Raw genomic sequence first — 23,208 nt, 5'->3', positions numbered from 1 at the left:
CCTACTATCTCGACCACCGTGAATCTGAGGAAATAATCCAAATGCTCTATCTGTGGCTCAAAGCCTTTCATATCGTCAGCGTGGTCTGCTGGTTTGCCGGCCTCTTCTACCTGCCACGCCTGTTCGTCTACCACGCGCAAAGCGAAGACAGCATCAGCCGCGAGCGCTTCTGCGTCATGGAAAAGAAGCTGTACCGCTTCATCATGGGCCCGGCGATGATTGCCGCGCTGATCTTCGGCATCTGGCTGATCAGCCTCAACCCCAGCGCCTACTTCGGCCAAGGTGGCTGGATGCACGCCAAGCTGACTCTGGTGGTCATCCTGATCGGCTACCACCATATGTGCGGCGCCCAGGTGAAACGCTTCGCCCGTGGCGAAAACGCCCGCAGCCATGTCTTTTATCGCTGGTTCAATGAAGTTCCGGTTCTGTTATTGCTGGCTATCGTAATTTTGGTCGTCGTACGACCGTTCTAACTCTAACCAGTCGTTACCCAGGGGGTACTCCAATGTCACTGCCCGCTTTGCTCGAACAACGTCTGCGCCTGCCCCTGGTGGCTGCGCCGATGTTCCTGATCTCCAATCCCGAGCTGGTCCTGGCCTGCTGTCGCAATGGCGTGGTCGGCAGCTTCCCGGCCCTCAACCAGCGCGAAAGCAGTGGCTTCAAGGCCTGGCTCGAGGAGATCGAGGCGGGCCTGGCCAAGTTGGAGAACCCTGCCCCCTACGCCGTGAACCTGATCGTGCACAACAGCAACCCGCGCCTGCAGGCCGACCTGCAGATCTGCATCGAACACCGGGTGCCCATCGTCATCACCAGCCTGGGAGCGGTCAAGGAAGTGGTGGACGCCGTGCACAGCTACGGCGGCCTGGTCTTCCATGACGTCACCACCCGCCGCCATGCCGAGAAAGCCGCCGAAGCCGGAGTCGACGGGCTGATCGCAGTCGCCGCCGGTGCTGGCGGCCACGCCGGCACCTGGAGCCCCTTCTCCCTGATCGCTGAAATTCGTCAGTTCTTCGACAAGACCCTGCTACTGGCCGGTTGCCTGAACCGTGGCCACGAGATTCTCGCCGCTCAGTTGCTGGGCGCCGACCTGGCCTACCTGGGCACACGCTTTATCGGCACCAGCGAAAGCCATGCCCCGGACGCCTATAAAGAGATGCTGCTGAACTCCCGCGCCGCCGACATCGTGCACACCGCAGCCGTTTCCGGGGTACCTGCCAGCTTCATGCGCCAGAGCCTGGAGAATGCCGGTTTCGACCTGGCCGCCCTGCAAGGCAAGGGCGAGGTCAACTTCGGCGCCAAGCTCAAGCCCATCAGCGATGAAGCCAAGGCCTGGAAAACCGTCTGGTCCGCCGGCCAAGGGGTCGGCGAAATCGACGACCTGCCCAGCGTCGATCAACTGATCGCCCGCCTGGACAGCGAGTACCAGGCCGCTCAATTGCGCTCCACACAGCTGAGCAAGCGCTGGCCGCGTTAACCCGTTCTCATTGTTTTTTGGCCAGCGGGGGGGCGCTGGCCTTAAACTATGCGCCTATTGTGTAAGCCTTCTTTTCAAGTGACAGGGATGCCCCCATGAGCGAAACCCGCTACAAGATCGTTTTCGACGGCACATTGCTGCCGGGTGTCGAAAAATCCACCGCCCAACTGAACCTGGCCGAGCTGTTCAAAAGCGACACCGCCGCCGTGGAACGCCTGTTCAGTGGCCAACGGGTGGAGCTCAAGCGCGACCTGACCCAGGCCGACGCCCAGCGCTACCTGCAGGCACTGACCGAGGCTGGTGTCGATGCCCGTATCGAAGCCGAACAGCGCCTGGAACTGAACCTGGACGCAGTCAGCCCAGCCCCCAGCCCCGCCAGCACCAGCGAATCGCCTTATGCACCACCCCAGTCAGTGGTTGGTGATGCCATCCCGCAATACGCCACCCTCAACGTCTTCAGCTTCGAAGGTCGCATCGGCCGCGTGCGCTACCTGGCCTGGACCCTGGTACTGACCGTGGCCATGCTCGCAGTGGTCGGCGTGGGCGCGTTCTTCGGCATCCTGACCGCAGCCCTGTTGAATTCCAGCTTGCTGACCGGCCTGGGCATCATCGGCGGCATCGTCGCGTTTATCGCTTTCCTGGTGGTCAGCATCCAGATCAGCGTGCAGCGCCTGCACGACCTGGGCTGGTCCGGCTGGCTGTGGCTGCTGAACTTCGTGCCCATCGTCGGCAGCATCTTCCCGCTGGTGCTGATGGTCAGCCCCGGCAGCAACGTGGCCAACCGCTACGGCGCGCCACCACCGCCCAACACCACCGCGGTCAAGACCCTGGCGTGGATGTGGGTGGCGCTGCTGGTCCTGCTCATCGTCGGCATGGTGGCCGGTGGCCTCAGCTCCCTGGAAGATCGCTACAGCGAAACCAGCTACAGCGAGACTTACGATTCCAACAATGCCGATGACGCTGCAGAGCCGGCCGAGGCTGCCGCCCCCGCGGAAGAGACTGAGACCGAGCAAGAATAAACCCGCCCGAGCCTGCGACCCCTGCCGTCGCAGGCCGCTGCGATGGAGAAATGCATGACCCGTTACGCTCTGATCACCGGCGCTTCCAGCGGCATCGGCCTGGCCTTGGCCGAAGCCCTGGCCCGGCGTGGGCGCAACCTGATCCTGGTGGCCCGCCAGCGCGACCAGCTGGAAGTCATCGCCCTCGAGCTGACCCAGCGCTTCGGCGTCGAAGTACTGTTTCGCGCCTGCGACCTGGGCGAGCCCCTGCGTCTTTCCGGCTTCCTCCTGGAGCTGGAGGAAGGCGAACGGCAGATCGACCTGCTGGTCAACTGTGCCGGCATGGGCACCAGCGGCCCCTTCCTGGCCCAGGACTGGATGACCGAACAGGATCTGATCGAGGTCAACATCCTCGCCCTTACCCGCCTCTGCCATGCCCTGGGCAACAGCATGGCGCTGCTCGGCGGTGGGCAGATCCTCAACGTCGCCTCGCTAGCGGGCTTCTATCCGGGGCCCTGGATGAGCAGCTACTACGCCAGCAAGGCCTATGTCCTGCATTTCTCCGAAGGCCTGCGTGAAGAGCTGAAAAAATGCGCGGTCAAAGTTTCCGTGCTCTGCCCCGGCCCGACCCGTACCGCCTTCTATCGCACCGCACAGATGGACAGCGAAAAGCTCCAGAACAGCAAGTTGCTGATGAGCCCCGAGGAAGTCGCCCTGTACGCGGTACGCGCCCTGGAAAAGAACCGCGCGATCATCATTCCCGGCCGCCTCAACCGCTGGATGGCCTTCAGCAGCCGCCTGAGCTCGCGCTGGCTGACACGCAAGATCGTCGGCTACATGAATCGCGCCTACTGCCCACGTTAGACACTTGTCGGGGCTGGGCGCCCATGCCATGCCTGAGTACACTCAGCCCCGACCCAACCGATGGAGAAACAGCTGTGGATACTCTGTTCACCAAGATCATCAACCGAGAAATCCCCGCGCGGATCATCTACGAGGACGACCAGGTACTGGCCTTCCACGATATTGCCCCGCAAGCGCCGGTGCATTTCCTGGTCATTCCGAAGAAGCCCATCCGCACCCTCAACGACCTCACCGAGGACGACAAGGCCCTGGCCGGACACATTCTGTTCACCGCCCAGCGCCTGGCCAAGGAACAGGGCTGCGAAGACGGCTTCCGCGTGGTGATGAACTGCAATGAACTGGGCGGCCAGACCGTCTATCACATTCATATGCACGTACTGGGTCAGCGCCAGATGAACTGGCCGCCGGGCTGATCGACCGCCCCCACCCCACACAGCGCCCTCTTGCCCCTTCATGAGGCGAGGGTGCGCTGATCCAGCGCAGTTTTCGCCCCATCGATTGGAGTAAACTGACCGCCGAGATTTTTCCCGGAGATAAGCATGTCCAGCCAACGTCACTACTCGCCGATTGACCGCCTGCTGCTGCAAGCCGACATGGCCATGCGCACGCTGCTGCCCTTCAGCGGCCAACCCTATCGCCCCTCGCCGGCCATAGTGCAGCCCGAAGCGCAGCTGAGTGACGAGGACACCCGGCACGTGGCCGGGCTGATGCGCATCAACCACACCGGGGAAGTCTGCGCCCAGGCGCTGTACCAGGGCCAGGCGCTGACCGCCAAGCTGCCCCAGATACGTGAGGCCATGGAACATGCCGCCGAGGAAGAAATCGACCATCTGGTCTGGTGCGAACAGCGCATCCGCCAGCTGGGCAGCCGCCCCAGCGTGCTCAATCCCCTGTTCTATGGCTTGTCCTTCGGTATCGGTGCCGCGGCCGGGCTGATCAGCGACAAGGTCAGCCTGGGTTTCGTCGCCGCCACCGAGGATCAGGTCTGCAAGCACCTGAACGATCATCTGGAACAGCTGCCGGCCGAAGATGAAAAATCCCGGGCGATTCTCGAACAGATGCGCATCGACGAAGAACACCACGCCGAAACCGCTCTCGAAGCCGGTGGTTTCCGCTTCCCGGCGCCGGTGAAGTTCGGCATGAGCCTGCTGGCCAAGGTCATGACCAAAAGCACCTACCGGATCTGACCCCAGTCGAGCACAAAAAAGGGCGCCCTCAGGCGCCCTTTCTCATTACCCAACCCGCAACGGCTCAGCCCAGCTCGACAATCTCGTAATCGTGAGTGATGGCCACGCCGGCCGCGCCGAGCATGATCGACGCCGAGCAGTACTTCTCGGCGGAAAGCTCCACTGCCCGCTTGACCTGGGCTTCCTTCAAGCCCCGGCCCTTGACCACGAAATGCAGGTGGATCTTGGTGAACACCTTGGGGTCCTCGCTGGCACGCTCGGCCTCAAGGAAGGCTTCGCAGCTCTCGACCGCCTGCCGCGACTTCTTCAGGATGCTGACCACGTCGAAGTTGCTGCAACCACCCACCCCAAGCAGCAGCATCTCCATCGGGCGCACACCCAGGTTGCGCCCACCGGCTTCCGGCGGGCCGTCCATCACCACCACGTGGCCACTGCCCGATTCACCGAGGAACATGGCTTCGCCAGCCCATTGGATGCGTGCCTTCATCGCCAAGACTCCACTGCTAAAAAAAGGGTCGCCAGCTTAGCACAGGCACTTGTCTCGGCAGCGAATAGACCTTTCGTCCCCTATTCCTGGCTGCCCTCAAGAAAAATCTTAATTCTGCCAAGGATGTGTCTGTTAAGCTGACGCCAAATGGCTGGCGCATCGCCAGCGTTCAACGTCCTCGTTTCAAGTCCGATAAAAAAAACACCTCAGACCGTGCAGTCTTTCCGGGATACAACCATGGTTGCTGTTGCCCCTACCCCCAAGATCAAGAACCTCGACAAGTTGCTGATGCACTGTCAACGCCGCCGGTACCAGGCCAAAAGCAACATCATCTGTGCCGGTGATGCGGCCGACAGCCTGTTCTTCATCATCAAGGGCTCGGTGACCATCCTCATCGAGGACGATGACGGCCGGGAAATGATCATTGCCTACCTCAATGCCGGGGACTTCTTCGGCGAACTGGGCCTGTTCGAAGAGGCCGGGCACGAACAGCAGCGCAGTGCCTGGGTGCGGGCCAAAATCGAATGCGAGGTCGCCGAGATCAGCTATGGCAAGTTCCGCGAACTGTCGCAGCAAGACCCGGACATTCTCTACGTGCTCAGCGGGCAGATTGCCCAGCGCCTGCGCAACACCACACGCAAGGTCGGCGACCTGGCTTTCTTCGACGTCACCGGGCGGGTCGCCCGCTGCCTGCTGGAACTGTGCAAGCAGCCGGACGCCATGACTCACCCCGACGGCATGCAGATCAAGATCACCCGCCAGGAGATCGGTCGCATCGTCGGCTGCTCACGGGAAATGGTCGGCCGAGTCCTCAAGGACCTTGAAGAGCGCAACCTGGTCAATGTCAAAGGCAAGACCATGGTGGTCTTCGGCACTCGCTAACCCGGCAGGAAGCCCGCGAGCATCTGCCGATAGAGGCTGTCCAGTCGAGCCAGGGCATCCGGCGCGGCGAAGACCTCATGCAGGGCGATATGACTCTGGGCCCGGCAACGCTGCTCCAGGCCACAGGCCTGATTGAAGGTATTGACCGCCCCCACCATGGATTCGCGCTCGTTATCCAACAACAGGGCGCCGTGCACCAAGCCCACCGGCCGCTGCCCACCCTTGCTCTGGCGCCAGCGCTGGGCGGTGCCGACCAGCTTGCGGCCGTTGAGATTGACGTTGAAACGCCCGTCGCAGAAAGCCCCCTCCACCTCACCCAGGGACGGCGTGCCGCCCAGCTCGCTGAGCAGGTCGCAGATGGGCTGGCACAGGCGTAGATAGGCGGTTTCGATGCGCCCCTGATCCCCTTCGCTACGCGGCGGCGCATAGACCAGGGCGATATTCACCGTAGCCGCCGACTGCGGCACCGGCTCGCCGCCGGTTTCCCGCAACAGCACCGGCCAGCCATTGACCTGCGATGCCACGCACGCCTGCTCGAAACCCGGCAGGCGGCTCAGCCGTCGCGGCATCACCAAGGCCCGGTCGCTGGGCTGCCAAAACAACAGACCAAACTCCTGCTCGCCGCTGCAAACCAGCGCCAGCAGGTCCTGTTCGGCCTGCAGGCCGGCTTCGACAGTCAAGGCAAGGGGTTGGGTCATGGCAGTGGAATCCTTTGCAGTGGATATGAAAAAGCCGGCAACGCCGGCTTGTTCATGGTTCGGGGTTCAATCCAGGGTCGAGCCCGTGACAGGCACGCCACGCTCCGGGAAGAACAGGCGCTGCAACTCGCTGCCCGGGCTTTCGGCACGCATGAACGCCTCGCCCACCAGGAACGAATAGACATCGCTGATTTCCATCAGCTCGACATCGGCACGGTTGAGAATGCCGCTCTCGGTGATCACCAGGCGGTCGCGGGGAATCCGCGGCAACAGGTCGAGGGTAGTTTCCAGATCAACGTCGAAGGTATGCAGGTTACGGTTGTTGATCCCTACCAGCGGCGTATCCAGGGTCTTCAGCGCCCGCTCCAGCTCGTCGCCGTCGTGCACCTCCACCAATACATCCAGGCCTACGCCCTTGGCCACCGCTGCCAGTTCGGCCATCCGCCCATCATCCAGCGCAGAGACGATCAGCAGCACGCAGTCGGCGCCCAGGGCCCGGGCTTCGACAATCTGATACGGATCGATCATGAAGTCCTTGCGAATCACCGGCAGCTTGCACGCCGCGCGGGCCTGCTGCAGGTAGGCATCGGCACCCTGGAAGTAATCGATATCGGTGAGCACCGACAAGCAAGTGGCACCGCCTTTCTCATAGCTCCTGGCGATCTCCGCTGGCACGAAGTTCTCGCGGATCACGCCCTTGCTCGGCGACGCCTTCTTGATCTCGGCGATCACCGCCGGCTGCTTGAGCTTGACCTGTTCCTGCAGGGCCTTGGCGAAACCCCGTGGTGCATCGGCGGCGCGTGCCAGGGTTTCCAGCTCGGCCAGGCTGACGCGGGCGCTGCGCTCGGCAACCTCCTCGACCTTGCGGGCGAGGATCTTCTCCAGAACTGTCGGCACACTCATCCTTCATTCTCCTGCTTGAACACCGCGGTAAAGGCACCCAGTTCCTCGAGCTTTTCCCGGGCCAGGCCGGTGTGCAAAGCGTCGTGAGCCAGGGCCACGCCCTCTTTCAGGCTGCTGGCATGGTCCGCGGCATACAGCGCCGCACCGGCATTGAGCACAATCATCTCGGCGGCTTTCTGGCCATGCTCGGTCTTGCGCCGCCCCAGGGCATCGCGGATCAGTTCCAGGGACGCCGCGGGGCTTTCCACCACCAGGCCGAACAGACTCTGGCTCTTCATGCCCAGGTCTTCAGGCTGTACCCAATACTCGGTGACCTGGTCATTCTTCAGTTCCGCGACAAAGGTCGGTGCCGCCAGGCTGAATTCGTCCAGGCCATCCTGGGAATGCACCACCAGCACATGCTTGCTGCCCAGGCGCTGCAAGACTTCGGCCAGAGGCCGGCACAACGCCTGGGTGAATACGCCCACGACCTGATGCTTGACGCCGGCCGGATTCGTAAGCGGGCCGAGCATATTGAACAGGGTGCGCAGACCGAGATCGCGACGCGGGCCGGCGGCGTACTTCATGGCGCCGTGATGGGACTGGGCGAACATAAAGCCGATGCCGACGTTATCGATGCAGCGCGCCACCTGGACCGGTGTCAGGTTCAGGTAGATCCCCGCCGCCTCCAGCAGATCGGCGCTGCCACTCTTGCCCGATACCGCACGGTTGCCATGCTTGGCCACAGTGCAGCCGGCTGCAGCGACGACAAAGGAAGAGGCGGTGGACACGTTGAAGATATTGGCCCCGTCACCGCCGGTACCTACCACATCCACCACACCGTCCAGGGTTTTCAGCTCGACCTGGTCCGCCAGTTCGCGCATCACCGAAACGGCACCGACGATCTCGTCGATGCTTTCGCTCTTCATGCGCATGGCCATCATGAAGGCGCCAATCTGCGCATCGGTGCATTGGCCGGTCATGATCTCGCGCATCACATCGCGCATCTCATCGGTGCTCAGGTCCAGATGGCCGACAATCCGGCTCAGGGCAGTCTTGATATCCATGAAAAGTCCTTAGCGCGTGCCGCCGCTCTGTTTGAGGAAGTTGGCGAACAGCTCGTGGCCCTGCTCGGTGAGGATAGACTCGGGGTGGAATTGCACCCCTTCGATATTCAGTGTCTTGTGGCGCAGGCCCATGATCTCGTCGACCGAGCCGTCTTCCAGCTGGGTCCAGGCGGTCACTTCCAGGCACTCGGGCAAGGTTTCGCGCTTGACCACCAGCGAGTGGTAGCGGGTCACGGTCAGCGGCAGGTTGAGGCCGCTGAACACCCCCAGGTCACGGTGGAACACCGGGCTGGTCTTGCCATGCATCACTTGCCGGGCCCGCACCACCTGGCCGCCAAAGGCCTGGCCGATGGACTGGTGGCCCAGGCACACGCCGAGAATCGGCAGCTTGCCGGCGAAATGCATGATCGCCTCGATGGAAATGCCCGCTTCAGTGGGGGTGCAAGGACCGGGCGAGACCACGATACGCTCGGGCTTGAGCGCCTCGATCTGGGCCACGGTGAGTTCGTCGTTGCGCACCACCTTGACCTCGGCACCCAGCTCGCCCAGGTACTGCACCACGTTATAGGTGAAGGAGTCGTAGTTATCGATCATCAGCAACATCAGGGAAAACTCCTCAAGCCTTGGATGCGGGGGTTTGTTCAGCCAGTGCCACGGCACGGAACATTGCACGACGCTTGTTCAGCGTCTCTTCCCACTCCAGGGTCGGCACCGAGTCGGCGACAATCCCGCCACCGGCCTGCACATGCAGCTCGCCGTCCTTGATCACCGCAGTGCGGATGGCGATGGCGGTATCCATGTTGCCGTTCCATGCGAAGTAACCCACGGCGCCGCCGTAGACCCCACGCTTGACCGGTTCCAGCTCATCGATGATTTCCATGGCACGGATCTTCGGCGCACCGGACAGCGTTCCCGCCGGCAGGATCGCCCGCAGCGCATCCATGGCCGTCAACCCGGCCTTGAGCTGGCCGGTGACGTTGGAGACGATGTGCATCACGTTGGAATAACGCTCGATGACCATCTTCTCGGTGAGCTTCACCGTGCCGATTTCCGAGACCCGCCCGGTATCGTTGCGCCCCAGGTCGATCAGCATCAGGTGTTCGGCAATTTCCTTGGCATCCGACAGCAGGTCCTGTTCCAGGGCCAGGTCGGCTTCCTCGGTGGCGCCCCGTGGCCGGGTGCCGGCGATCGGGCGCACGGTGATCAGGTTGTCCTCGACCCGTACCAGCACTTCCGGCGAACTGCCCACCACGTGGAAATCGCCGAAGTTGAAGAAGTACATGTAAGGGGTCGGGTTGAAGCAACGCAGCGCCCGGTACAGATCGATGGGCGCCGCCGAGAAATCGATGGACATGCGCTGGGACGGCACCACTTGCATGCAGTCACCGGCCAGGATGTATTCCTTGATGGTGTCCACGGCACGCTCGTAGTCGCCCTGGGTGAAGCTGGAGCGGAACAGCGGATCGGCGGCCTGCTGCTTGCTGAAATCCAGCCCCGGACGCGGGGTGATCGGCTGGCGCAGTTGCTCGAGCAATTGCTCCAGGCGCGCCTGCCCGGCCTCGAAGGCGTTGTCCTGGCTGGGGTCGGCCAGCACTATGGCGTGCATCTTGCCCGCCAGGTTGTCGAACACCACCACGGCGTCGGACACCATCAGCAGGATATCCGGCACCCCCACCGGGTCGGGATTGGGGCACGCCCCCAGGCGCGGCTCCACATAACGCACGCAGTCATAACCGAAGTAGCCCACCAGGCCGCCGTTGAAACGCGGCAGGCCAGGGATGGTCGGCACGTTGTAGCGCGCCTTGAACGCTTCGACGAAAGCCAGCGGGTCGGCCACTTGGTGATTTTCGATCTCCACGCCGTCATGGGTCACGCTGACCTGGTAGCCATGTACCCGCAGCACGGTGCGGCAGGGCAGGCCGATGATCGAGTAACGGCCCCATTTCTCGCCGCCCTGCACCGACTCCAGCAAATAGGAGTTGGGCTGGTCGGCCAGTTTCAGGTAGATCGACAGCGGCGTGTCGAAGTCGGCAAGGGTTTCACAGGCCAGCGGGATACGGTTGTAACCGGCTGCAGCCAAACGCAGGAATTCTTCGCGAATCATGGGATGCCTCGTGGCTTGAGGGTCTTACTGTCAGGTATGCAAACGTGCCGGCAGAAGCCGGCCAGACAAAAATCAGGCGCGCCAACGCCAGCGGGCCAAGGCCTTGATGACTTTCATCCAGAGTTTGCGAGTGACCACCACGATGGAGTTTCCAGAAGGGGATGGAACGGCGTCGGGCAACGTTATCTCAGCGGCAGGTTCTAAGCAACCGGGTATCAGCGCCCGCAAGTCATCGATCACCAGGGCAGGCGCCTCTTCGGCAATCGGCCGGCCATGGTTGTAGCCGTAGCTCAGGGCCACGCACTTGACCCCCGCCGCCTTGGCCGCCAGCACGTCGCTGCGCGAGTCGCCGACGAACAGCGACTGCGAGGCCGGCACGCTGGCCATCTTCATCACGAAGAACAGCGCCGCCGGGTCGGGCTTCTTCTGCGGCAGGGTGTCGCCACCAATAATCCAGCGGAAGTAGCGGCCGATCTTCATCTGGTCCAGCAAGGGCGCGACGAAACGCTCGGGCTTGTTGGTGATTAGGGCCATTTCCACGCCCTGCTTGTGCAGCCACTTGAGGGTTTCCCGCGCGCCGGGATAGACCACCGTCAGCGCGTGGCTGTCCTCATAGGCGGCATTGAACAACTCCAGGGCGCGTTCCGCCTCGGCGTCGTCCACGCCCTGGGCCTCGATATGGTTGGCCAGGGCCCGGCGCACCAGCATCTGCGCGCCGTTGCCGACCCACTCGCGCACCGCTTCCAGGCCCGCCGGCGGACGCCCCAGTTTGAGCAGCATCTCATCCACGGCTGCCGCCAGGTCCGGCACCGAGTCGACCAGGGTGCCATCCAGGTCGAACATCACCAGCCGCGGCAGACGCCCCGAGAACAGCTGCTCAAAGGCACTCATGAGCGTGCCAGCGCCAGCTCGGCGCGCATCTTGTCGATGACTTCGCGGTAATCCGGCGCATTGAAGATCGCCGAGCCGGCCACGAAGGTATCGGCGCCGGCAGCGGCGATCTCGCGAATATTGTTGACGTTGACCCCGCCGTCGATCTCCAGGCGGATATCACGGCCAGAGGCGTCGATCAGGGCTCGCGCCTCACGCAGCTTGTCGAGGGTACCGGGAATGAACTTCTGCCCGCCAAAACCCGGGTTGACGCTCATCAGCAGAATCATGTCGACCTTGTCCATCACGTACTTGAGCACGTCCAGCGGGGTCGCCGGGTTGAACACCAGGCCGGCCTTGCAACCGCCTTCGCGGATCATCTGCAGGGAACGGTCGATGTGCAGCGAAGCTTCCGGGTGGAAGGTGATGTAGGTTGCGCCCGCCTCGATGAAGTCGCCGATGATCCGATCCACCGGTGTCACCATCAGGTGCGCATCGATAGGTGCGGTAATCCCGTACTTGCGCAGTGCGGAGCAAACCATAGGGCCGATGGTCAGGTTCGGCACATAGTGGTTGTCCATGACATCGAAGTGGACGATATCGGCGCCGGCGGCCAGGACGTTGTCCACCTCTTCGCCCAGGCGGGCGAAGTCGGCGGAGAGAATCGACGGAGCAATAGCGAAGGGCTGCATGACGCACCTTTTTTGAGCGGAATCACGATGGCGCGCATTGTATACCTCATGCTTTGGAGCGCACACCGTAAGCGCGATGATCAGTAGGCTGCGCGATAGATCTTCTCGATATCGGCGGGGCTCAGCCGGCGCGGGTTGTTGTGCATCAGCCGTTCGATACCCGCAGCCTCGAGCGCCATGGCCGGGATCGCCTCCTCGGGCACACCGAAACAGCGCAGGCCACTGGGAATCTCCACCGCGGCGCACAAGGCGGCCATGGCTTCCACCGCCCGGTCGGCGGCTTCACTGGCACTCAAATCGCGAGTGCGCAGCCCCATGGCTTCGGCGATATCCTGCATACGCTCGACGCAGGCCATCTTGTTCCAGGTCATGACATAGGGCAGCAACAGGGCATTGCTGACGCCATGGGAGACATGAAAACGCCCGCCCAGGGGGTAGGCCAAGGCATGCACCGCGCCGACCCCAGCGTTGCCGAAAGCCATGCCGGCCATCAGGCTGGCGGTGGCCATGTCTTCCCTGGCCTGCAGGTCGGCCGGGTTGGCGAAGGCCTTGGGCAAGGCCCGGACAATCAGCTTGATGGCGCCAATGGCCAGCGAATCGGTGATGGCCGAGGCATTCAGCGACAGGTAGGACTCCACCGCATGCACCAGGGCATCGACGCCACTGGCGGCGGTCACGCTGCGCGGGCAGGTCAGGGTCATCTGCGGGCTGACCAGGGCCACATCCGGCAGCAGGTAGTCGCTGACGATGCCCTTCTTCAATTGCGCGACCTTGTCCGAAAGAATCGCCACATTGGTCACCTCCGAACCGGTGCCGGCGGTGGTGGGAATGGCAATCAGCGGGGGGCCCTTGCGCGGCACCTGGTCGACGCCGAACAAATCCTCCAGGGCCCCGTGATAGCCGGCATAGGCTGCCACGCTCTTGGCGATATCGATGGCGCTGCCACCCCCCAGGCCGATCAGCCCGTCATGCCCGCCCTCACGGTAGGCGCGCATGCAGTCTTCGACAATGGCGATTTCCGGGTCGGGCTGCACCCGGTCGAAGATCTCGTAGTCGCGCTCCCCCAGATGCGCCAGCGCCAGCTGCACCGTGCCCGACTCGAGCAGGGCGCTGTCGGTGACGATCAGCGGGTTATCCACATCCAGGCGGGTCAGTTCGGCGGCCAGTTGTTCGATGGCGCCACTGCCGGTGAGCAGTTTATGGGCGATCTTGAAAGAGGAAATACTCATGTGCGCGGCCTCTTATATAGAGATGGGAGCCGGCACAAGCGTAGTCGTGGATTGTTGGTTGTCGCCTATTCAGCAGACAAATGTCCGCCCCATGCCGCACTGGGCACGGAGCGGAAGGCACAAGCGGTCAGGCCTGGGCGGTGCGCAGTTTCTCGCTGCGCCCGCGCAGCCATTCCAGGGTCAGCAGCAGGATCACCGAGAAAGCGATCAGCAGCGTGGCCGCGGCGGCGATAGTCGGGCTGAGGTTCTCGCGGATGCCGCTGAACATCTGCCGGGGCAGGGTCGCCTGCTCGGGGCCGGCGAGGAACAGGGTCACCACCACTTCGTCAAACGAGGTGGCGAAGGCGAACAGCGCCCCGCTGATCACCCCGGGAGCGATCAGCGGCAGGGTCACCCGGCGAAAGGTGGTCAGCGGCGAAGCACCCAGGCTGGCGGCAGCCCGTACCAGATTGTGGTTGAAGCCCTGCAGGGTCGCCGACACGGTGATGATCACGAAGGGCACCCCGAGCACCGCATGCACGATGATCAGCGAGAAGAAGCTGTTGCCCATGCCCAGCGGGGCGAAGAACAGGTAGCTGGCCACGCCGATGATCACCACTGGCACCACCATGGGCGAAATCACCAGGGCCATCACCAGCGCCTTGCCGGGAAACTCGCCGCGGGTCAGTCCGATGGCCGCCAGAGTGCCGAAGACCATGGCCAGCAAGGTCGCGGCCGGGGCCACGATGATGCTGTTCTTCAGCGCGCGCATCCATTCGGCGGAGGCGAAGAAGTCCTGGTACCAGTGCAGCGAGAAGCCCTGCAGCGGGTACACCAGGAAACTGCCGGAGTTGAACGACAACGGGATGATCACCAGCACCGGCAACACCAGGAACAACAGGATCAGGCCGCAGAGAATCCGCAAGCTGTAGAACCAGACCCGCTCGACGGGCGACATGTAGGGGCTCAGCATTTCGTTTCTCTCCTTAGCTCAGGCGCAGGCGACTGGCGCCCACCAGCCAGCTGTAAATCAGGTACAGCACCACGGTGGCCAGCAACAGCAGGCCACCCAGGGCCGTGGCCATGCCCCAGTTGATGCTGGTGTTGGTGTAGAAGGCGACGAAGTAGCTGACCATCTGGTCGTTCGGGCTGCCCAGCAATGCCGGGGTGATGTAGTAGCCGATGGCCAGGATGAACACCAGCAGGCAACCGGCGCCAACCCCGGCGTAGGTCTGCGGGAAATACACCCGCCAGAAGCTGGCGAACGGATGGCAACCCAGGGAAATCGCCGCACGCATATAGGTCGGTGAAATGCCCTTCATCACGCTGTAGATCGGCAAAATCATGAACGGCAGCAGGATATGCACCATGGAGATGTAGACCCCGGTGCGGTTGAACACCAGTTCCAGGGGCTTGTCGATCACCCCCATGGCCAACAGCGCGCTGTTGATCAGGCCTCCCGACTGCAGCAGCACGATCCACGCCGCCACCCGCACCAGGATCGAGGTCCAGAACGGCAGCAGCACCAGGATCATCAGCAGGTTGCTCTTGCGCGCCGGCAGGTTGGCCAGCAGGTACGCCAGGGGGTAGGCCAGGGCCAGGCAGATGACAGTGATCACCAGGCCCATCCAGAAGGTACGGGCAAAGATATCCAGGTAGATGGACTGGTCCGGGGTGGCCGGGGCCAGCTCGCCCAGGTCGTCGATGCGATGGTCAACCGCTGCCAGCAGATAGTAAGGGGTCAGGCTGCTGGTGTTGCGCCGGATCGCCTGCCAGTAGGCCGGGTCGCCCCAGCGCTCATCCAGGCTCTCCATGGCTTCTTTATAGGATTCGGGCTCGGCCTTGAACGGCAAGGCGCGGGCAGTCTTGGTCAGCAGGCTGCGATAGCCGGCCAGTTCCATGTTCAAGCGCTTGGACAGATCGCCCAGGCTCTGATTCTTGCGAGCGTCAACCAGGTCTTCGCCCAGGGCCTTGTAGGCCGCTTCGCCGGGCAGACCGCGGCCGTCCCAACTGCTGACGGCGGCCACGGTGCGCGGCATGCCGCCGACCACTTCCGGGTTGCCGACGCTCTTGTACAGCAGCGCCACGATCGGCACCAGGAACACCAGCAGCAGGAACAGCACCAGCGGCGCGATCAGCGCCTGGGCCTTCCAGCGGTTGACCCGCTCGGCACGGGCCAGCCGTTGCTTGAGGGTCGGACCTGTAACCGCGTTCAGGGGAACGGTGAGGCTCATGACAAACTCCGCGAATCGATCTTTCGAATACCAGCCACCGGAGGCAGGAGCGGGCGTGCCCGCGAGCCTGGCGCATCAGCCAACATTCAGTGGTGCGGCTGGTGGCGCCTTCGCGAGCAAGCTCGCTCCTACGACAACGACAGGGGTGGTTACTTGGCTGCCCAGGCGTTGAAGCGCTGTTCCAGCTGCTCGCCGTTGTCAGCCCAGAAGCTGACGTCGATCTGCACCTGGTTGGCGATGTTTTCCGGGGTGGTCGGCATATCCTTGAGGATGTCCTTGGCCAGCAGCGGCACTGCCTGGGTGTTGGCCGGGCCGTAGGCGATGTTTTCCGAATAGGTCTTCTGTTGCTGTGGCTGCACCGAGTAGGCGATGAATTTCTTCGCCGCTTCGGCACGGGCCTTGTCCAGGCCTTTGGGAATGGCCCAGGCATCGAAGTCGTAGATGCCGCCGTTCCACACCACTTTCAGGTTGCTTTCCTTCTGTACTGCGGCGATCCGACCGTTGTAGGCCGAGCTCATGACCACGTCGCCAGAAGCCAGGTACTGGGGCGGCTGGGCGCCGGCTTCCCACCACTGGATATACGGCTTGAGCTCATCGAGTTTCTTGAAGGCGCGATCCTGGCCATCCTTACCGGCCAGTACCTTGTACACGTCCTTGGGCGCGACGCCGTCGGCCATCAGGGCGAATTCCAGGGTGTACTTGGCGCCCTTGCGCAGGCCGCGCTTGCCCGGGAATTTCTTGGTGTCCCAGAAATCGGCCCAACTGCCCGGTGGCGCCTTCAGCTTGTCGGCGTTGTAGGCCAGTACCGTGGACCAGACGAAGAAGCCCACGCCGCAGGGCTGGATGGCACCCTTGACGTAGTCTTCGCCCTTGCCGAACAGGGCCGGGTCCAGTTGTTCGAACATGTCCTCGTCACAACCACGGGACAGTTCCGGGGACTCCACTTCCACCAGGTCCCAGGACACGCTCTTGGTGTCGACCATGGCCTTGATCTTGGCCATCTCGCCGTTGTACTCGCCGGCGATGATCTTGCCGTTGCCCGCCGCTTCCCACGGCGCATAGAAGGCCTTGACCTGAGCCGCCTTGTTCGCCCCGCCAAAGGACACCACGGTCAGGTCCGGACCCGCCGCCATGGCGTGCGCCGCACCCAGCATGCCCAACGCCACAGCGACAGCGCTGAGGGGGGCGGTGAATTTCAGGGATCTCAACATTTATTGTGTTCTCCACGTGCAGGTTGGTGTTGCAGGGGGGCGATCAATTCGCCTCTAGAAGCGGGTCAAGCGCGCGAACGTGCTCGACTTGCCAGCCAAGCGGGACCACGTCGCCCACCGCCAGCGCTGGATCGAGCTCGGCAATCGGCTGTTTCACGAAGAAGTCGCTCTTGCCGCAGACTTCCAGGCGCACCCGGACGTGGTCGCCCAGATAGATGAATTCCTCGACCCGACCGGAGAAGCGGTTGGCGCAGCGCTCGCTGGAACCGTTGAGGCTCACGCGCTCCGGGCGGATCGACAAGGTCACCGGCCCACCCACCTGGCCGACGTTCACCGCCAGCGCCTCGACCTTCTCGCCACGCCCCAGCTCCACCACGCAGCGCTCGCCATTGCGGCTGTGCAGGCGGCCATTGAGGCGGTTGTTCTCGCCGATGAAGTTGGCCACGAAGGTGTTCTTCGGCTCTTCGTAGAGAGTGCGCGGCGGGGCGATCTGCTGGATCTCGCCCTGGTGGAACACCGCCACCCGGTCGGACATGGTCAGGGCTTCGCCCTGGTCGTGGGTCACGTAGACCACGGTCACGCCCAGACGCTGGTGCAGGTGCTTGATCTCCATCTGCATGTGTTCACGCAGTTGCTTGTCCAGCGCCCCCAGGGGTTCGTCCATCAGCACCAGTTGCGGCTCGAACACCAGGGCCCGGGCCAGGGCCACCCGCTGTTGCTGCCCGCCGGACAGTTGCGCCGGATAGCGCTGGGCGAAGGCGTCGAGCTGGACCATGTTCAGCACCCGCTTGACCCGTTCGCTGATGTCGGTCTTGCCGAGGCCCCGCACCGACAGCGGAAAGCCCAGGTTCTCGGCCACGGTCATATGGGGGAACAAGGCGTAGTTCTGGAACACCATGCCGATGTCGCGCTTGTGTGGCGGCACATTGTTGATCGAGCGCCCGGCCAGCTGGATCTCGCCGGCAGTCGGGGTCTCGAAGCCGGCCAGCATCATCAGGCTGGTGGTCTTGCCGGAACCGGATGGCCCCAGCAGGGTGAGGAACTCGCCTTTGCGAATTTCCAGGTTGAGGTCTTTGACGATCAGGTTCTCGCCGTCGTAGCTCTTCTGCACACCACGAAAGCTGACCAGAACATCGTTGGCCCCAGCACTTGAAACGACCTCGCTCATACCCGCACCTTTTGTTTTAGACGGCTGTGGATCAAGCCTAGTGGAGCCCGCAGAGCGCGCAAATCGGGGGCCAGGAGAGATTCGCCTCAGCTCCCTGGAAGGTTGTTTGTAGGGATTGCCCTACAAGGATGGCGGGAATGGATAAGGGCAGGGTCATGCAGCAAGCTGCAAGCGACAAGAAATGGCAAAAGCCTGAGAGGGGGTATGTCGCAAATGGATATGTGCCCTGCCCCGCTGTGGAGCGGGCACTGGGTGGATCAGAGCAGTTTGTGCTCCATGGCGTATTTCACCAGCTCGGCCAGGGAGGTGATGTTGAGCTTTTGCATCAAGCGCGCCTTGTGGGTGCTGATGGTCTTGCTGCTCAGGGCCAGTTGCTGGGCGATATCGTTGACATTGGCGCCCTGGGCCAGGCGCTCGAACACCGAGAACTCACGCTCGGAAAGCAGCGAATGCAGGGGCCGGGTATCGGTCAGGCCGACTTCGAAGACCATGCGGTCGGCCAGTTCCGGGTCGATGTAGCGACCGCCGCCGGCGACCTTGCGAATCGCCGTCAGCAGCAGTGCCGGGTCGCTGTCCTTGGTGGCGTAGCCGGCGGCGCCAATCTTCAGCGCCCGGGCGGCCATCTGCGCCTCGTCGTGCATCGACAGCACCAGGATCGCCGGCGGGTTGTGCAGGGCGCGAATCCGCGGAATGGCCTCCAGGCCGTTGACCCCGGGCATGGAGATATCCAGCAGCACCACTTCGCAGGGCACCTGGCGCAGGGTTTCCAGCAGTTGCTCGCCATTGCTTGCCTCGCCCACCACCGTCAGGTCCTTGGCCAGGCCGATCAGCTGCTTGATGCCCTCGCGGACAATGGTGTGGTCTTCGGCTACCAGTACACGGATCACGGGTTTCTCCTCGTTATTGTTCTGGGTCCAGGGGCACCCGCACGCTCAGGCAGGTGCCTTCTCCCGGCTCGCTGTGCAGCGACAGGTGGCCGCCCATGATCAACACTCGCTCGCGCATGCCCACCAGGCCGAACGAGGTCGGGCGCGCCGAAGCGGTGTCGAAGCCCAGGCCATCGTCGCTGATGCTCATGCACAACGCCCCGGCCTCCAGGGCCAGGGTCAGCTCCACAGTATGCGCCTGGGCATGACGCATGACATTGGTCAGGGCCTCCTGGAGGATGCGGAACAGGCCGATGGCCTTGGCGTCGCTCAGACGCGGCAAGTGTTCCGGCACCTGCACCAGGCAGGGGATCTGGGTGCGCGCCTCGAAACGCCGGGCCTGCCACTCGATGGCCGAGGCGATGCCAGCGTCGAGGATCGGCGGGCGCAGGGCCGTGGCCACGTCCCGCACCAGCTGGAACAGCTGGGCGATCAGGCGCTTCATACTGTTCAGGCGCTCATGCAGGCCCGGGTCGAGCTGGGCATAGGCCAGTTCGCACATGGAAGTTTCCAGCTTGAGCACGGTGAGCATCTGCCCCAGCTCGTCATGGACTTCCCGGGCAATCCGCGCCTTCTCCTCTTCGCGCACGCTTTCCAGGTGCGCCGACAACTCACGCAACTGCTCGCGGGAACTGGCCAGTTCCAGCTCGATGCGCTTGCTCTCGCTAATGTCCCAGACGATGCCGTCCCAGACAAAGGCGCCGTCATCCAGACGTCGGGTGATGGCCTTGATCTCGGCCCAGCGCTGCTGGCCCTGGCGCGTGAGGATGCGCCCCTGCCAGGACCAGTCGCTGTCGGTGTCCAGGGCCTGGTCCTGGGTCTGGTGGTAACTGGCCTTGTCGTCCGGGTGCACCAGGCTGCGCAGCCCCATGTCGCGGTGGGCGAGCACCGCGGGCGCATAGCCCACCAGGCTCTCGCTGCCCTCGCTGATATAGGCGAAGTCGATCTGCCCGGTGACCGGCGCCCGCTCCAGGCGAAACACCAGGCCCGGCACGTTGGCGGCAATGCCTTGCAGGCGCGCCTCGCTCTCGCGCAGGGCCGCCAGGGCGCGGCGGCGCTCGGTGACATCGTTGAGGTAGACCACCAGGTACTCGCTGTCGCGAAAGCGCAGGAAGCTCAGGGACACATCCGCCGGCAGAATGCTGCCATCGGCCCGCACACAGTGGGTCTCGAAGCTCTGCGCGCCCTCCTCGCTGGCCCGAGCGCGCTTCCACAGGTTGAGCCAGCGGTCCATGTGCAGGTTGGGTTCGAAATCGATCAGCGGCCGGTCGATCACCCCGCCCGCCGGGTAACCGAGCATCTCCTCGGCGGCCCGGTTGGCGTAGCGCACGTGGCTGTCCCAGTTGACCCAGAGGATGCCCACCGTGCTCTGGTCAATGGAGAACTGGGTCAGGCGCAGCGCCTCTTCGCTGGCGGTGCGCAGGGCCAGGTCTTCGCGCGCGGCCAGCAACCGCTGCTCCAGAGCGCGTTGCTGGCGGCGTTGCCAAAAGACGACGGCCAGGCTGGCCAACAGCAGAATGATCAGCAACAGGCTGAGGTTCTGCCAGGCCCCGGGAGATTCGCTGAGACGCGGGTACTTGGGCTGCAGCCAGCGACCATGAAGCTGCTCCAGCTCCTTGGCCGGAATCGCGTGCAGGGCACTTTCCACAACGCTGGCCAGCTCCGGCCAGTCGCGACGAGTGGCCACCCGCAGCAGCTGCGGCAGGCCGATATCCCCCACCACCGCCAGCCCGGCGAACTCTGTCTCGGTCGACAACCGACTGAGCTGGGCCTCGTCCACCACCGCATAACGGGCCTGCTGGCTCAGCAGCAACTGCAAGGCCTGGCGCTCCAGGGGCACCCCTTGCAGGTTGAGATTGGGATAGGTCTGGCGCAGGTAGTCGGCCACTGCGCTGGGCATGCGCACCGCAACCCGCGCCTGGCCGTCGAGCTTTTCCAGCTCCACCGCCCCCGAGCCCTTGCGCTCGCCCACCACCAGTTGCGGCACGCGCATATAGGGGTCGCTGAACAGCCACAGGCGCAAACCGGCCGGGGTCTGGGTCAACCCCGGGGCCAGGTCCACTTCTCCCTCGCGCAGCGCCCGCTCCAGTTGCGCCTGATCAGGAAAGTTGCGCCAGCTGAGCTCGATATTCAACGCCTGGGCCAACAGTTGCATCAGCTCCACATTGGCCCCGGACAATCGCTGCAAGCGTCGGTCGTACTGGGCGAACGGCGCTTGCAGCACCAGCCCCACCCGCAGTTCCGAATGCTGCTCCAGCCATTGCCGTTGCTCGTGGCTCAAGACCGCAGCCGGCACCCGGGGCGCTGGCGCCGCCCGCCCTATCAAGGGAAGGCACAGACAGCCGATAAGCAGAAGGCAGCGAAAACGCATCATCTGAAGTCTCACACCCTGACAAATACTGACCAACCCATTAGGCTGCCGGAATCACTTCTGGCCTGGAATATCCGATGCCCCTTGTCCACCGTTCGGCACTGCCTGCATTGTGCCTGTCGCTGATCCTGCCTTGGACCTTTTCTGCACAAGCCGCCGATCCGGCTGCAGAAACCAAGACCCCCGAGGAACAACCGGCGCCACGCCAACCCCTGCCTGAACGCAGCCAGGAAGACGCTGCCGCCCTGGAACGTCAACTGCCCGCCCAGGAGCAACAGCAGTTGCAGGCCGGCGGCGAGAATTTCCTGGCCCTGTGGAAACCGGCCAATACCGCCGCGCCCAAGGGCGTGGTGATTATCCTCCCGGGCGCTGGCGAAAGCGCCGACTGGCCGCAAGTAGTAGCTCCGTTGCGCAACAAACTGCCCGACACCGACTGGGGCAGCCTGAGCCTGAGCCTGCCGGACATGCTCAGTGAAGCGGCTCGAGCGCGAGTGGTCGAGGCCGCGCCGGTGCCCCAGGACGCCAGCAATACCGCCAAGGACGCCAGCGCCGAGGCCAAGCCCATCGAACAGGCCGCCGGCGGCGAGGCCGAAGTGGCGGACCGCGTGGTTGCCGAAAGCACGGAAGAACAGGTCAAGGCCGATGCCGAGCGCATCTTCAGCCGAATCGATGCCGCCCTGGCCTTTGCCGAGCAGCAGAATGCCCGCAGCATCGTCCTCCTGGGCCACGGCACCGGCGCCTACTGGGCTGCGCGCTATGTGGACGAAAAACAACCGTCCCAAGTGCAGAAACTGGTGATGGTCGCCGCCCAGGCTCCGGCCAACGGCAAGCCGCAACTGGCGGAACTGACACCCACCCTGAAGCTGGCAACCGCGGATATCTACTACGTCGACAAAGCGGCAGCACAGAAAGCCGCATTGGAACGCCTGCAAGCCAGCAAACGGCAGAAACATTCGAACTTCAGCCAGATCGCCCTCAAGGCCCTGCCCGGCAACCATGCCGCCGAGCAGGAACAGCTGTTTCGCCGGGTCCGCGGCTGGCTGAACCCGCAGAACAGCGACAGCTGAGCCCCCGGGTCGCCGCCCTTGGCGAGCGGCGACCACCTGCCGAGCAATTTCAGCGAAAGTCCCGGCGCTGGCGTATCAGCGTATAAGCGCTGTGCAGCTCCCGAGTCTTCTCCGTTGCCTCACGCACTTGATCATCACTGGCGCCATTGCCGGCGACCTTGTCCGGGTGATGCCGGCTGAGCAGGCGGCGATAGGCGCGCTTGATCTGCGCCGGCTCGCTGGTGGCAGCCACCCCCAACAGACGCAAGGCGTCCTGATAGGTCAATGGGGCCTCGGCCAGCGACCGACGCGCCGGACCGTAGTCCTGGGCCAGTGCCTGGATCTGCTCGGCGTCCCAACCCAGCCACTTGCCCCAGTGCTGGATCAGCTCGCGCTCCGCCGGACCGACCCGGCCATCGGCCCAGACCATGCGCCAGCAGGCTCGCAGCACACCCTCCGCGGCATGCGGCTGGGCCCCCAAGCGCCGCAGATAGCCACGCAGGCGATCATCGCCCGACTTGCCCCGGTTGAAGGCAGCGATGGCCCGGCGCTGCGCCACTTCGCTCATCTCCAGCGAGCGCATTTCCTGGCGCGCCTGCTGGATATGCCCGGCCACTACCCGACCATCGCTTTTCGCCAGCCGCCCCAGCAGCACGAACAGCAGTTCATCGTTGCGCAACGCCGGGCGACCACCCAGACGCTCGCGTACATGTGCCCAACTGTGCAGTTGCAGGCGGCGATCCAACGCCTGTCCCAGCAACGCACCGAGCATGGCCCCCGGAATGCTGGCTATGGCAAAGCCCGCTCCGGCTCCGATCAGAGTCCCTGGCCACCACATA

24 protein-coding genes are annotated in these 23,208 nt (G+C 63.7%); 8 read left to right on the top strand and 16 right to left on the bottom strand.

Going from position 1 to position 23,208, the window contains the following annotated elements; genetic code table 11:
- Positions 1-41 precede the first annotated feature (41 nt).
- The 6 genes from hemJ (at position 42) to coq7 (ending at position 4,523) form a co-directional block, all read left to right on the top strand.
- Positions 42-473: a protoporphyrinogen oxidase HemJ gene (gene hemJ / locus J4P02_RS05745; RefSeq protein WP_426188609.1), complete on the top strand. Its 432-nt coding sequence runs from the start codon at positions 42-44 to the stop codon at positions 471-473.
- Between the two features lie 32 nt (positions 474-505).
- Entirely contained in the window at positions 506-1,474 is a 969-nt protein-coding gene (locus J4P02_RS05740) for an NAD(P)H-dependent flavin oxidoreductase (protein WP_426188608.1), read from the top strand.
- 95 nt (positions 1,475-1,569) lie between these two features.
- Positions 1,570-2,493 (top strand): DUF805 domain-containing protein, encoded by a 924-nt coding sequence (locus J4P02_RS05735; RefSeq protein ID WP_426188607.1) that lies wholly within the window; start codon positions 1,570-1,572, stop codon positions 2,491-2,493.
- Positions 2,494-2,547: 54 nt separating this feature from the next.
- Positions 2,548-3,336 carry an SDR family NAD(P)-dependent oxidoreductase gene (locus J4P02_RS05730; protein ID WP_426188606.1) on the top strand — a complete coding sequence of 263 codons (789 nt, stop codon included), beginning with the start codon at positions 2,548-2,550 and terminating at the stop codon, positions 3,334-3,336.
- A 74-nt stretch (positions 3,337-3,410) separates the two neighbouring features.
- A complete protein-coding gene (locus J4P02_RS05725; RefSeq protein ID WP_426188605.1) occupies positions 3,411-3,749 on the top strand; it encodes a histidine triad nucleotide-binding protein in 339 nt (112 codons plus the stop codon).
- A 126-nt stretch (positions 3,750-3,875) separates the two neighbouring features.
- Complete coding sequence (coq7, locus tag J4P02_RS05720) at positions 3,876-4,523, top strand: 2-polyprenyl-3-methyl-6-methoxy-1,4-benzoquinone monooxygenase (protein ID WP_426188604.1); 648 nt, start codon at positions 3,876-3,878, stop codon at positions 4,521-4,523.
- Positions 4,524-4,587: 64 nt separating this feature from the next.
- Here coq7 and J4P02_RS05715 read toward each other — a convergent pair whose 3' ends face one another.
- Positions 4,588-5,010, bottom strand: coding sequence for an OsmC family protein (locus tag J4P02_RS05715; RefSeq protein WP_031320630.1), 423 nt, complete (start codon positions 5,008-5,010; stop codon positions 4,588-4,590).
- A 237-nt stretch (positions 5,011-5,247) separates the two neighbouring features.
- On the opposite strand from J4P02_RS05715, the gene crp reads away from it, so the two are divergent.
- Positions 5,248-5,892, top strand: a complete 645-nt coding sequence (gene crp / locus J4P02_RS05710; protein ID WP_426188603.1) for a cAMP-activated global transcriptional regulator CRP — start codon at positions 5,248-5,250, stop codon at positions 5,890-5,892.
- Here the strand turns inward: crp and J4P02_RS05705 are convergent.
- From J4P02_RS05705 to J4P02_RS05640, 14 genes are all read right to left on the bottom strand, one after another.
- Positions 5,889-6,590, bottom strand: coding sequence for a lipoate--protein ligase family protein (locus J4P02_RS05705; protein WP_426188602.1), 702 nt, complete (start codon positions 6,588-6,590; stop codon positions 5,889-5,891). The two genes, crp and J4P02_RS05705, sit on opposite strands and share 4 nt — an antisense overlap.
- 66 nt (positions 6,591-6,656) lie before the next feature.
- Positions 6,657-7,493, bottom strand: coding sequence for an indole-3-glycerol phosphate synthase TrpC (gene trpC, locus J4P02_RS05700; RefSeq protein WP_426188601.1), 837 nt, complete (start codon positions 7,491-7,493; stop codon positions 6,657-6,659).
- Positions 7,490-8,539 carry an anthranilate phosphoribosyltransferase gene (trpD, locus tag J4P02_RS05695; RefSeq protein ID WP_426188600.1) on the bottom strand — a complete coding sequence of 350 codons (1,050 nt, stop codon included), beginning with the start codon at positions 8,537-8,539 and terminating at the stop codon, positions 7,490-7,492. The genes trpC and trpD overlap by 4 nt, the downstream gene beginning before the upstream one ends.
- Positions 8,540-8,548: 9 nt before the next feature.
- Positions 8,549-9,142, bottom strand: a complete 594-nt coding sequence (locus J4P02_RS05690; RefSeq protein ID WP_426188599.1) for an aminodeoxychorismate/anthranilate synthase component II — start codon at positions 9,140-9,142, stop codon at positions 8,549-8,551.
- Positions 9,143-9,155: 13 nt separating this feature from the next.
- Entirely contained in the window at positions 9,156-10,643 is a 1,488-nt protein-coding gene (gene trpE / locus J4P02_RS05685; RefSeq protein WP_426188598.1) for an anthranilate synthase component I, read from the bottom strand.
- 72 nt (positions 10,644-10,715) lie between these two features.
- Positions 10,716-11,534 carry a phosphoglycolate phosphatase gene (locus J4P02_RS05680; RefSeq protein WP_426188597.1) on the bottom strand — a complete coding sequence of 273 codons (819 nt, stop codon included), beginning with the start codon at positions 11,532-11,534 and terminating at the stop codon, positions 10,716-10,718.
- Entirely contained in the window at positions 11,531-12,205 is a 675-nt protein-coding gene (gene rpe / locus J4P02_RS05675; RefSeq protein WP_426188596.1) for a ribulose-phosphate 3-epimerase, read from the bottom strand. The genes J4P02_RS05680 and rpe overlap by 4 nt, the downstream gene beginning before the upstream one ends.
- 80 nt (positions 12,206-12,285) lie before the next feature.
- On the bottom strand, positions 12,286-13,434 hold the full coding sequence (locus J4P02_RS05670; protein ID WP_426188595.1) for an iron-containing alcohol dehydrogenase: 1,149 nt from the start codon (positions 13,432-13,434) through the stop codon (positions 12,286-12,288).
- A 127-nt stretch (positions 13,435-13,561) separates the two neighbouring features.
- Positions 13,562-14,386 carry an ABC transporter permease gene (locus J4P02_RS05665; protein ID WP_426188594.1) on the bottom strand — a complete coding sequence of 275 codons (825 nt, stop codon included), beginning with the start codon at positions 14,384-14,386 and terminating at the stop codon, positions 13,562-13,564.
- A 13-nt stretch (positions 14,387-14,399) separates the two neighbouring features.
- Entirely contained in the window at positions 14,400-15,647 is a 1,248-nt protein-coding gene (locus J4P02_RS05660; RefSeq protein WP_426188593.1) for an ABC transporter permease, read from the bottom strand.
- A gap of 149 nt (positions 15,648-15,796) precedes the next feature.
- Positions 15,797-16,858: an ABC transporter substrate-binding protein gene (locus J4P02_RS05655; RefSeq protein ID WP_426188592.1), complete on the bottom strand. Its 1,062-nt coding sequence runs from the start codon at positions 16,856-16,858 to the stop codon at positions 15,797-15,799.
- 43 nt (positions 16,859-16,901) lie between these two features.
- The gene (locus J4P02_RS05650; protein WP_426188591.1) at positions 16,902-18,026 is read right to left on the bottom strand and encodes an ABC transporter ATP-binding protein; all 1,125 of its coding nucleotides are present in this window, start codon (positions 18,024-18,026) and stop codon (positions 16,902-16,904) included.
- A 257-nt stretch (positions 18,027-18,283) separates the two neighbouring features.
- Positions 18,284-18,913: a response regulator gene (locus tag J4P02_RS05645; RefSeq protein WP_426188590.1), complete on the bottom strand. Its 630-nt coding sequence runs from the start codon at positions 18,911-18,913 to the stop codon at positions 18,284-18,286.
- Between the two features lie 13 nt (positions 18,914-18,926).
- On the bottom strand, positions 18,927-21,326 hold the full coding sequence (locus tag J4P02_RS05640) for a PAS domain-containing sensor histidine kinase (RefSeq protein ID WP_426188589.1): 2,400 nt from the start codon (positions 21,324-21,326) through the stop codon (positions 18,927-18,929).
- 74 nt (positions 21,327-21,400) lie between these two features.
- On the opposite strand from J4P02_RS05640, the gene J4P02_RS05635 reads away from it, so the two are divergent.
- Entirely contained in the window at positions 21,401-22,390 is a 990-nt protein-coding gene (locus J4P02_RS05635) for an alpha/beta hydrolase family protein (RefSeq protein ID WP_426188588.1), read from the top strand.
- A gap of 49 nt (positions 22,391-22,439) precedes the next feature.
- On the opposite strand, the gene J4P02_RS05630 is transcribed toward J4P02_RS05635, so the two are convergent.
- Entirely contained in the window at positions 22,440-23,207 is a 768-nt protein-coding gene (locus J4P02_RS05630) for a TerB family tellurite resistance protein (RefSeq protein ID WP_426188587.1), read from the bottom strand.
- Position 23,208: the final 1 nt, after the last annotated feature.

The sequence above is a fragment of the Pseudomonas sp. NFXW11 genome (genome assembly GCF_049887815.1).
Taxonomy (GTDB): Bacteria; Pseudomonadota; Gammaproteobacteria; order Pseudomonadales; family Pseudomonadaceae; genus Aquipseudomonas.
The sequence above is the reverse complement of the archived record's forward strand: the minus strand, read 5'-3'. Positions and strand labels throughout refer to the sequence as shown.